This is a genomic window from Aeromonas sp. R2-1 (genome assembly GCF_040908425.1).
In the GTDB taxonomy this organism is placed as follows: Bacteria; Pseudomonadota; Gammaproteobacteria; order Enterobacterales; family Aeromonadaceae; genus Aeromonas; species Aeromonas caviae.
The window spans coordinates 1-9,139 of the sequence record NZ_JBFODR010000014.1 but is presented as its reverse complement, the minus strand read 5'-3'; the positions used below and the strand labels follow the sequence as shown (position 1 = coordinate 9,139).

The window sequence follows — 9,139 nt, the reverse complement described above, 5'->3', positions numbered from 1 at the left end:
TGAATCGCCCCTACTTTCCTAGACACCTCAAGAGCCTCAAACTGAGGTCAATCAGGAGGTGTTATGAGCAAGCAGCAACGTTACACGGAAGAATTCAAACTGGCCGCCGTCAAGCAGGTGACTGAGCGCCATTACCCAGTGGCAGAGGTCGCTGAGCGACTTGGTGTTTCCAGCCACAGTCTTTACGCCTGGATCAGGCGCTACAGCCAGCCCGCCGTGCAGCAACAGCATGACTCCAGCCAGCAAGCCGAAATTCGGCGCCTCAAGGCTGAACTGCGCCGCGTCACCGATGAGCGAGATATCTTAAAAAAGGCCGCCGCGTACTTTGCCAAGCTGTCAGGGTAAGGTACGCCTTCATCCGGGTGCACGCGTCCACACATCCCATCCGCCGACTGTGTCGGATGATGAATGTCCACCCGAGCGGTTATTACGCCTGGCAGCACCAGCCTTTATCTGCCCGCGCACTTGAAGACCAACGCCTCCTGGGCCAGATCAAGCAATGTTGGCTAGAAAGCGGGGGCGTCTATGGCTATCGCAAGATCCGGGATGACCTGCGAGAGATGGGCGAGACCTGTGGGAAACACCGGGTGGCGCGATTAATGCGTCATGAAGGTTTGCGTTCACAAACCGGTTATCGTCGCCGTCCCGGTCATTATGGTGGCCGGCCAACGGTGGTTGCACCGAATCATCTTGAACGCCAGTTCGATGTGACTGAGCCAAATAAGGTCTGGGTAACGGACATCACTTATATTCGAACCCATGAAGGCTGGCTCTATCTGGCCGCGGTATTGGATTTGTTTTCACGACAAGTCATTGGTTGGTCAATGGGGCCACGGATCGACCGAGAGTTGGCCATCAGCGCGTTACTGATGGCAGTGTGGCGACGGCGACCCGAGCAGGAAGTGCTGGTTCATTCTGACCAAGGGAGCCAGTTTAGCAGCTATGACTGGCAGGATTTTTTGCGGGAGCACCGGCTCAAGGCCAGCATGAGCAGACGTGGCAATTGCCATGATAACGCGGTGGCGGAGAGTTTCTTCCAACTCCTCAAACGCGAGCGGATCCGACGTAAAACCTATGCAGATCGGGAGGAGGCCCGGCAGGATGTGTTCGATTACATTGAAATGTTTTACAACCCCAAGCGTCGGCACAGTTTCAACAATGGGCTATCGCCAGTAGAGTGTGAAAAGCAATATTTCGAACGGCTCAAAAGTGTCTAGAGAAGCCGGGGCGATTCATTGCAGGGGAGGGGGGAGTGGATTTTGCTATCTGTTGTCAGATGAAGCAGCGGATTATGAGGCGGGGATTATTAATCCCGAGCTCGGTGAGCAACCTTGCCAGAGATTGACCAGAGACGCATAACAAAAAGGCCTCGCATTGAAAGCGAAGCCTTGTAGGGTGTGCTGTCCAGCGCTGTGGTATGAAAAGTGTCATGAGGATTTTCAATCCCCTGCTCTACCGACTGAGCTATCTGGGCAACGGCGCGCATTAAACCCTTTCTGGACTGAGGTGTCAACCACAGGCCGCAGATTGATGTACCGTTCGCTCGATATCCGAGCAATCTTCCCGTGATTGGACCGGTTTCCCCGTTTTAACCATGAAAAGAGGGGCGCCTGCGGGGCAGGGCGGGCCGACGGCCAGCAGAACATCATGAAGGATGGCGGGCTGCCTGATGTGCCGAGGGCTGCCCGTTGGCGCCAAGCCGGAAGAGGCGCCAGTTATCTTGGCCCATCGATTGAGCCTGCCGCGCTCTGCGGGTATGCTTTGCCGCACTCATCCCCTGGCCATGGTCCGGGCCGACGCGGCTGGCAGGGGTGACATCCATCCAACATCGCCTGGGGTTTATATGAATACCAATATGCAAGAGTGGCGCGAAGAGACCGCCGCCATCGTCAACGAGCTGCTGGCCGATGGCAGCAACCCGGATCTGGATTACGAGATTGAGCACCACTTTGCCTGCCAGAAGTTCGATCTGCTGGAGAAGGCGGCGGTCGATCTGTTCAAGGCCGGTTTCGAAGTGACCGACGCCGAGGAGATGGAGCTGGACGACGGCGCTACCATCTTCTGTTTCGACGCCATGGTGGAGTGCAAGCTGGACATCGACACCATCGTCGCCGACATCGAGAAGATGCTGCCCATCCTCGAGAAATACGGGGTGGACTACGACGGCTGGGGCACCTACTTCCAGGAGTAAGTGCGCCAGATCACGTACGCTTTGCAAAAACAACAAGGCCACCCTCGGGTGGCCTTGTTGTTGCTGGCTTACTGCTCCGGTAGCTGGTAGCTGCGGGCAAAGTCGGCCGGTGGGAGGGGGCGGCTGAACAGATAGCCTTGCAGCCGATCGCAACCGACCTGCACCAGCCAGGCCTGCTGCTCCGGTGTCTCCACCCCTTCGGCGGTGATCTTGATGCCAAGCTCGTGGCCCAACCCGATGACGGAACGCACGATGGCGGTGGTGGCCTGGTTGGTGGCCAGCCCCTGGGTGAAGCTTTTGTCGAGCTTGAGGGTCGCCACCTGCAGCCTGGGAAGATAGGCGAGGGAGCAGTAGCCGGTGCCGAAGTCGTCGATGGCGAGCTGGAAGCCCGCCTCGATGAGGCTGGCCAGGTTGCTCTCTATCTCGTCGGCATTCTCCATCAGCACCCCTTCGGTGATCTCCAGCTCCAGTTGCCAGGGGGCGAGCCCGTGGCGCGCGATGCAGTCGAAGATCTGCGGGCAGAGCTCGGGATCGCGGAACTGCAGGGGCGAGAGGTTGATGGAGAGCACCAGATCCGGGGCCGCCACCTGCCAGCGGGCAAGCTGGGCACAGCCGAGCTCCAGCATCAGCTGGCCGAGCTGGCCGATGAGCCCCAGCTCCTCCGCCAGCGGGATGAACTCGTCGGGGGAGATCATGCCGAATTCGGGATGGGGCCAGCGGCAGAGCAGCTCAGCCCCGTGCAGCCGGTTGCTGTGGGTACAGATGATGGGCTGGTAGACGGCGGTCAGTTCGGCGGACTTGATGGCGAGTGGCAACTGGGCGGCGATGAGCTGGCGGCGTTTGAGCTTGGCATCGAGTGCGGGGTCGAACAGGGTGCAGTGCTGCTGCTGGCGCTTGCCCTGGGCCAGGGCGGCCTCGGCGTGGCTCAGCAGACGCTCGGCATCCTTGGCCTTGCCATGGGCGATGCCGAGGAACACCGGGATCTGGATCCTGTGCTCCTCGACCTGGTAGGGCGTCATCAGCTCCTGCTGCAGGTTGCGGCTCCACGTATCCAGAGAGAGGGGGAGCTCGGGCAGCAGCAGGGCGAAGTCATCCGCCGCGACCCGGCAGAGCAGGGACTGGGGCGGCGCCAGCCGTTGCAGGCGGCGGGCCACCTGGCTCAGCAGGCGGTCGGCGACCCGTATCCCGAAGCGATCGTTGATCTCGCGAAAATGTTGCAGATCCACCAGCAGCAGGCTGGCCTTGCGGGCGCCCAGATGACGGCTGGTCTGGAGGAAGTGGGAGAGCTTGAGCAGGCCGGTCAGGCTGTCGTAGTGCTGCTCCTGCTGCAACTGGGCCTGGGTGGTGCGCAGCCCGGTGATGTCGCGGCTAAGGGTAAGGATGCCGAGGGAGTTGCCCTCGTCATCCGGCACCTCGACCCGGGTGACCTCCAGATGGCGGCCTCTGCCTTGGGCATCCACCACGCAATACTCCCCCTGACCCAGGGTCTGTTCGACGGGCAGCCGGGGCGGGACGCGCCGACCCAGAGCCTCGCTTGCCACCAGCCCCATGAAGTCGAGAAAGGCCTGGTTGCAGTCGATGAGCACGCCCTGGTGATCCTCGAGACGGATGAGGTCGGGAATGGCATCCAGCAGGCGGCGTTGCAGCAACTGCTGCTGGCGGAAGGTTTGCTCCAGCTCCTTGCGCTGATCGATGGCGCTGACCATGGCAAACAGGGCGATGGGATCGCCGTGCTCGTCATACAGGGGAACCTTGTTGATCTCCATCCAGCTGGCGCCTTCGCCGCTGTGGCAATGGAGCTGCTGGTGCAGCAGGGGTTTGCCGTCGGCCAGCAGGCGGTCATCTTCCTCCCGGAATACATCCCCCCAGGGCATCTCGGCATCGCTCTTGCCAATGAGTTCGCTCGGGTCTTGCAGGCCGGCTTCTCTGGCGAATGCCTTGTTGGCAAACAGGTACCGTCCGTGCTTGTCCCGGCAGAAGATATTCATGGGTAACTGGTCGATGATCTGCTGCAGCAGCGCCAGGGAGAACGAAGAAGTCACGAGAGCACTCACGGGGGAGACTTCGAGCAAATCTATGATAACAGGTGGGTTTTGTAAAGCCTGGGTTAAGAGTACGCCATTTGTGCGGATCCCTGCTGACAGTCTGTGTCGCGATCGCCATAATAGCCGCCGGTTGGCCTATGGCCTTATGGATGAGAGAAGCAGCATGAAGAAGATAATGGGGGGCGCTCTGGCCCTGTTGATGGTGGGTTGTGCGAGCGACAACAACGGCGGCGAGCAGTATCGCTATACCCCGCCGGTTGCCAAGGCAACCAACAACACCCAGGAGATGGCGATCCCGGTGGATCTGGTGTGGGCCCGTGCCGAGAAGTGGTTCGGCGATCACGGCCTGAACATCGAGAACAGCCAGCGTGGTGCCGGTCTGATGACCGCCAACGTGGAAAACTCGGCCGATGGTCTGGAGTGGCTGGATTGCGGCACCATGGGGTCCAAGGTGGCGCTGGGCAACCCCAACCTGCAGATCAACCTGATCATCACCCAGAGCGGCAACAACAGCGTGGCGACCGTCAACGTCAAGGGCAACACCCAGCTCTACTTCGTCGAGTCCTCCGGCGAGCGGGTACTGGCTCCCTCCATCACCCCGGTGTGCGTCTCCCGCGGCAGCCTGGAACAGAGCCTGTTCTCCACCCTCGGCAACTGATCCTGCCGGGTATCATGAAAAACCCCGTTGCGTGCAACGGGGTTTTTTTATGCCTGCTCTGCGCCCATCAGGGCGTGGGGGGAGGGATGACGAGGCTCAGGGGGTCAGATCGCCGTGATAGAGCACATGGTCGCCGGCTTTGAGCACATAGCCCTTCCAGGGGAAGAGCTGATAGCCACCGCCCTGCCAGGACCAGTTGCCCTCTTCGCCCTGGCGGATCAGCCGGATCGGCTCGCCCTCTGGCAGGGTCAGCTCGGCCTGACTCTGATCGGCATTGAACAGCACGAAGGCGCTGACGGTCTGACCGGCATCGGTCGGATTGAGGCGAATGCCCTGCTCGAACAGCCGCACGCACTGGCCTGCCAGCGCCGACCACTGATAGCCCGCGCTGCCGATGCAGCCATGTTCGTCGCGATCCGCGCCGACCAGGGGCTCCCTCGGTGTCGTGTTGCAGGCGGCCAGCAGCAGGGTGGCCGCCATCAGGGTCAGGGTGCGCATGGTTACTCCTTGGCGTCCCGTTCGATGACGATGTTGGAGAAGCCCAGTTCCTTGAAGTAGTTCTCCCGGTAATCCTTCACGCTCTTCTTGTCGCGGCGGCACACCTGGGCCAGCTGCTCTTCCATGGCGTGGAAGCGGGTCAGATCGATCCCCTCGGCGGCGGCAATGGCATCATAGATGCTGTTGAACTTGTCGTTGGCGTAGCCGATCTCTTTGGTTTTCTTGCCGTAGGTGTAGGTAATCTTGAACGCCATGGCGTTATTCCTTTGCTTTGGCCTGCTTGCGCTGGACGTACAGATAGAGGCTTTCGACCTTCTCTCTGGCCCAGGGGGTCTTGCGCAAGAACTTCAGGCTGGACTTGATGCTGGGATTATCGGTGAAGCAGCGGATATTGATCTGCTGCCCCAGCGCTTCCCAGCCATAGTGCGCGACCAGGGCCGTGACGATGGCTTCCAGGGTCAGCCCGTGCAGCGGGTTGTTCTTCTGGGAAGCGGGTTGATCGCTCATGCTTGCGCCGCCAGGGTGGCAAAGGGCTGACCCATGCGGGTGGTGACCCCGTTGGCCAGGTGCGGCTCGAAACCGGCCAGCATGCCCGGGCCAAACAGGCAGACCACGGTACTGCCCAGCTTGAACAGGCCCATCTCGGCCCCCTTTTGCAGGGTGATGGCTTCATCGCCGGTGTAGTCCCAGCGCACCACCTTCTTCTCTTTGGTCGGCGCTATGTTGCCGGCCCAGATGGTTTCGATGCTCGCGACGATAGTGGCACCGACCAGCACCAGGGCCATGGGGCCGTGGGGGGTACGGAAGGTAGCCACCACCCGCTCGTTGCGGGCAAACAGGTTGGGCACGTTCTCGGCGGTGAGGGGGTTGACGGAGAAGAGATCCCCCGGCACGAACACCATGCTCTCCAGCACGCCGTCCAGCGGCATGTGGATGCGGTGGTAATCCTTGGGTGCCAGATAGATGGTAGCGAAGTCGCCATCCTTGAACGGGGCCACCAGATCCTCATAGCCCCCCAGCAGCTCGCGGGCGCTGTAGTCGTGGCCCTTGGCCTGAATGATGCGACCTTGGCTGATGGGCCCGAGCTGGCTGACGGTGCCATCCACCGGCAGGGCCAGGGTCATGGCGTCTTCCACCACGGGGCGGATGCCGGGTTTGAGCTCGCGGGTGAAGAATTCGTTGAAGCTCTTGTAGTGGGCCGGACTCTCGTGCAGCGCCTCGCTCATGTCGACCTGGTACTGCTTGATAAAGGCCTCGATCACCCTGGTGGTGAGGTTGCCCGCTTCGGCGGCGGCAAGTTTGCCCACCAGGCGGGAGAGGGCGTGTTTGGGCAGGCAGTATTGACCGGCAATTTTCAGGTTGTCAGTGATGCTCATGATCTTCATCTGGGAATGAGTTGAACGGGTCACAGCCGCGCCTGTTGGCGACCGTGGCGGGCTTCCTGCATGGTTTCCAGGATGCGGTGGTAGTTGTGGAAACGATCGGCGCTGATGGCGCCCGCTTCGACCGCGGCGCGCAGGGCGCAGCCGGGATCATCCTTGTGGGTGCAGTCGCGAAACTTGCAGCCACCCAGGTAGTCGCGAAACTCGACGAAGCACCAGGTGATGCGGTCGGCTTCCAGGTGCCAGAGGGCGAACTCGCGGATCCCGGGGGAGTCGATGAGATCGCCGCCGCTCGGGAAGTGATAGAGTCGCGCCGTGGTGGTGGTGTGCTGGCCGAGCCCCGAGTTCTCGGAGATCTCGCCGGTGAGCACGTCCAGCCCCGGCATCAGGGCGTTGGTGAGGGACGACTTGCCCACCCCGGACTGGCCCACGAAGATGCTGATCTTGTCGGTGAGCGCCGCCTTGAGGGCGTCGATGCCCTCACCGCTCTCGCAGCTCACCAGCAGCACCTCGTAACCGAGCTTGCGGTAGGTCTCGAGCTGGTGCTCGATACGGGCGCGGGCCGCGTCATCGAGCATGTCGACCTTGTTCAGCACGATGAGGGGCGCTATCTCCACATCTTCTGCCGCCACCAGGTAGCGGTCGACGATGTTGGTGGAGAACTCGGGCATCACCGCCGAGACGATGATGATCTGGTCGATGTTGGCGGCGATGGGTTTGACCCCGTCGTAGAAGTCCGGCCGGGTCAGCACCGAGTGGCGCGGGTGCACCGCCTCGATGACGCCGGCAGTCGCGGCATTGAGGCCGGGGCGCCACACCACCTTGTCGCCACACACCAGGCTGCTGATGCTGCTGCGCCGCAGGTTGCTGCGGTGGATGGCACCATCGCTCGCCTCGACATCCGCGTGCTGGCCGAAACGGCTGATCACCACCCCTTCGATGGCGGGGCCGAACAGGGTGTCATCTACCACTGTGGTGTGCTCTTTTTGCAGCCGCCGCTCGCGGTTGGCCTGGACGCGCCTTTGTTGACCCAGATTGAGTTTTGCTTTCTTTGCCACGGGGTTTGCCAGTTTATGAACAGATTCAAAGCCAGTATGATACATGCAAATTGGCAAAATTCCGCCATTCCTCCCAATAGAGAGAGCAATCATGACAGTCAGCGCGCAGAACCTGGTATGGATCGACATGGAGATGACGGGTCTGGACCCCGAAGAGAACGTGGTACTGGAGATCGCCACCATCGTCACCGACAAGGACCTGAACGTGCTGGCCGAAGGGCCGGTCATCGCCATCCACCAGAGCGAGGAAGAGCTGGGCAAGATGGATGACTGGAACGTCAACACCCACACCAAGAGCGGGCTGGTGGCCCGGGTCAAGGCGAGTGAATACGACGAGGCCAAGGCCGTTGCCGAGACCCTCGCCTTCATTCGCCAGTGGGTGCCGGAGCGCACCAGCCCCCTGTGCGGCAACAGCATCGGCCAGGATCGCCGCTTCATGGTCAAGCACATGGGCGATCTGGAAGCCTTCTTCCATTACCGCAACGTGGACGTCAGCACCATCAAGGAGCTGGTCCGTCGCTGGCAGCCTGAACTGCTGGATCAGTTCAAGAAGAGCGGCTCCCACCAGGCGCTGGACGACATCCGCGAATCCATTGCCGAACTGCAGTTCTACCGCGCCCACGTCTTCAAAATCTGAGTGGCTGGCAAGGGTTTGCCGTCGTTCGGTTGCTAAAATCAGCAGTTCGGCCAGCTTTTGAGCGAACGGCTGCAACCAGACAAAAAAGCCCTTGCAATTGGAATGTCTGCTCTTATAATTCGGCTCCCGTACAGTAGCGCAAGCAACCAAATGCTGTACGGTCTGTTTTCAGGTTTTGCGGGAATAGCTCAGTTGGTAGAGCACGACCTTGCCAAGGTCGGGGTCGCGAGTTCGAGTCTCGTTTCCCGCTCCAAATTGTTTGCTGATGACGTTCCGATGCGGGAATAGCTCAGTTGGTAGAGCACGACCTTGCCAAGGTCGGGGTCGCGAGTTCGAGTCTCGTTTCCCGCTCCAATCATCAGCACAGCCTCAAGACAATCCATGTTGCGGGAATAGCTCAGTTGGTAGAGCACGACCTTGCCAAGGTCGGGGTCGCGAGTTCGAGTCTCGTTTCCCGCTCCAATATGCAGTGCCGGAGTCACCGCGTTGGTAGAGCATGTTCAGTGCTTGCCAAGGTCGGGGTAGCGAGCGCGAGTCTCGTTGCTGGCTCCAAAAATATGTAAGTGATATTCCGATGCGGGAATAGCTCAGTTGGTAGAGCACGACCTTGCCAAGGTCGGGGTCGCGAGTTCGAGTCTCGTTTCCCGCTCCAATCACTTGCAGATGACAT

General features: G+C 60.7%; 10 protein-coding genes and 4 tRNA genes. 8 read left to right on the top strand and 6 right to left on the bottom strand.

Annotated features, from left to right (window positions below):
• Positions 1-63: 63 nt before the first annotated feature.
• Positions 64-1,217 (top strand): IS3-like element ISAeca4 family transposase gene (locus AB5Y80_RS03165; RefSeq protein WP_139739419.1). Its coding sequence is split into 2 segments (ribosomal slippage): positions 64-301 and positions 301-1,217, totalling 1,155 coding nucleotides; the frame shifts between segments, so codons are not numbered across the junction.
• Between the two features lie 638 nt (positions 1,218-1,855).
• Positions 1,856-2,191 carry a ribonuclease E inhibitor RraB gene (gene rraB / locus AB5Y80_RS03160; RefSeq protein ID WP_010675493.1) on the top strand — a complete coding sequence of 112 codons (336 nt, stop codon included), beginning with the start codon at positions 1,856-1,858 and terminating at the stop codon, positions 2,189-2,191.
• Positions 2,192-2,259: 68 nt separating this feature from the next.
• Here rraB and AB5Y80_RS03155 read toward each other — a convergent pair whose 3' ends face one another.
• The gene (locus AB5Y80_RS03155) at positions 2,260-4,233 is read right to left on the bottom strand and encodes an EAL domain-containing protein (RefSeq protein ID WP_368172510.1); all 1,974 of its coding nucleotides are present in this window, start codon (positions 4,231-4,233) and stop codon (positions 2,260-2,262) included.
• A 166-nt stretch (positions 4,234-4,399) separates the two neighbouring features.
• On the opposite strand from AB5Y80_RS03155, the gene AB5Y80_RS03150 reads away from it, so the two are divergent.
• Positions 4,400-4,894 carry a hypothetical protein gene (locus AB5Y80_RS03150; RefSeq protein WP_029314787.1) on the top strand — a complete coding sequence of 165 codons (495 nt, stop codon included), beginning with the start codon at positions 4,400-4,402 and terminating at the stop codon, positions 4,892-4,894.
• A gap of 96 nt (positions 4,895-4,990) precedes the next feature.
• Here the strand turns inward: AB5Y80_RS03150 and AB5Y80_RS03145 are convergent, their stop codons facing one another.
• The 5 genes from AB5Y80_RS03145 to rsgA are packed head-to-tail and all read right to left on the bottom strand — an operon-like array spanning position 4,991 to position 7,832.
• The gene (locus AB5Y80_RS03145; RefSeq protein ID WP_134997894.1) at positions 4,991-5,392 is read right to left on the bottom strand and encodes a hypothetical protein; all 402 of its coding nucleotides are present in this window, start codon (positions 5,390-5,392) and stop codon (positions 4,991-4,993) included.
• A 2-nt stretch (positions 5,393-5,394) separates the two neighbouring features.
• The gene (locus AB5Y80_RS03140; protein ID WP_201900645.1) at positions 5,395-5,646 is read right to left on the bottom strand and encodes a DUF2960 domain-containing protein; all 252 of its coding nucleotides are present in this window, start codon (positions 5,644-5,646) and stop codon (positions 5,395-5,397) included.
• 4 nt (positions 5,647-5,650) lie between these two features.
• On the bottom strand, positions 5,651-5,899 hold the full coding sequence (locus AB5Y80_RS03135; protein WP_039040161.1) for a VF530 family DNA-binding protein: 249 nt from the start codon (positions 5,897-5,899) through the stop codon (positions 5,651-5,653).
• Positions 5,896-6,768 carry an archaetidylserine decarboxylase gene (gene asd / locus AB5Y80_RS03130; RefSeq protein WP_042014303.1) on the bottom strand — a complete coding sequence of 291 codons (873 nt, stop codon included), beginning with the start codon at positions 6,766-6,768 and terminating at the stop codon, positions 5,896-5,898. Before asd ends, AB5Y80_RS03135 begins: the two co-directional genes overlap by 4 nt.
• Positions 6,769-6,797: 29 nt before the next feature.
• A complete protein-coding gene (rsgA, locus tag AB5Y80_RS03125) occupies positions 6,798-7,832 on the bottom strand; it encodes a small ribosomal subunit biogenesis GTPase RsgA (RefSeq protein ID WP_039040203.1) in 1,035 nt (344 codons plus the stop codon).
• Positions 7,833-7,923: 91 nt separating this feature from the next.
• Between rsgA and orn the strand changes: the two genes are divergently transcribed.
• The 5 genes from orn to AB5Y80_RS03100 all read left to right on the top strand — a co-directional run bounded on the left by orn (position 7,924) and on the right by AB5Y80_RS03100 (position 9,121).
• A complete protein-coding gene (orn, locus tag AB5Y80_RS03120; RefSeq protein WP_039040160.1) occupies positions 7,924-8,469 on the top strand; it encodes an oligoribonuclease in 546 nt (181 codons plus the stop codon).
• Between the two features lie 177 nt (positions 8,470-8,646).
• A tRNA-Gly gene (locus AB5Y80_RS03115) sits at positions 8,647-8,722 on the top strand.
• 25 nt (positions 8,723-8,747) lie between these two features.
• A tRNA-Gly gene (locus tag AB5Y80_RS03110) sits at positions 8,748-8,823 on the top strand.
• Positions 8,824-8,855: 32 nt separating this feature from the next.
• Positions 8,856-8,931, top strand: a tRNA-Gly gene (locus AB5Y80_RS03105).
• A gap of 114 nt (positions 8,932-9,045) precedes the next feature.
• Positions 9,046-9,121, top strand: a tRNA-Gly gene (locus tag AB5Y80_RS03100).
• Positions 9,122-9,139: the final 18 nt, after the last annotated feature.